1 protein-coding gene is annotated in these 501 nt (G+C 54.3%); it reads right to left on the bottom strand.

The window, feature by feature from the left end:
- Positions 1 to 501, bottom strand: a 501-nt coding sequence (locus HK25_RS12365) for a terminase large subunit domain-containing protein (RefSeq protein ID WP_233127831.1), incomplete at both ends; no start/stop codon positions are given.

The raw sequence follows: 501 nt of genomic DNA, 5'->3' as shown, positions 1-501 counted from the left end.
GTACCAGAACGATAGCACCTCCCGGCATTAGTCGGGTTCGCAATACAGAGCGATACCAGTCCCAGGTGGCCTCACGTATGACAGGGCTTTCTGCGTCCTGACGGTCTTTCACCGGATCATCTATGAGGGCAACGTGCGCTCCCTTGCCAGTGAGGCCGCCACCAACACCCATTGCGGTATAAACGCCGCCTTTATTGGTGTGCCAGTTGTCACGGGCAGAGCTGTCAGCCGCAACACCTACACCAGGAAACAAAGACGCAAACTCAGGCGATCCAACAATGTTACGCACATCGCGTCCGAAACCTTGTGCAAGAGTGGCGCCGTAGGATGCTGTGATAATCTGCTTTTTAGGATTCCGTCCCATATACCATGCAGGAAAGCGTTTACTGGTCAGCTCTGACTTGCCGTGTCGTGGAGGCATAAACACCATCAGGCGCTTAATCTCACCGCGTTCTACAGCGTCGAGTTTCTCGCAGAGTAACCTGTGATGAGCACCAACCC

Origin of the sequence: Acetobacter sp. DsW_059 (genome assembly GCF_002153695.1) — a bacterium.
In the GTDB taxonomy this organism is placed as follows: domain Bacteria; phylum Pseudomonadota; class Alphaproteobacteria; order Acetobacterales; family Acetobacteraceae; genus Acetobacter; species Acetobacter thailandicus.
This window is presented reverse-complemented; position numbering and strand designations above follow the sequence as displayed.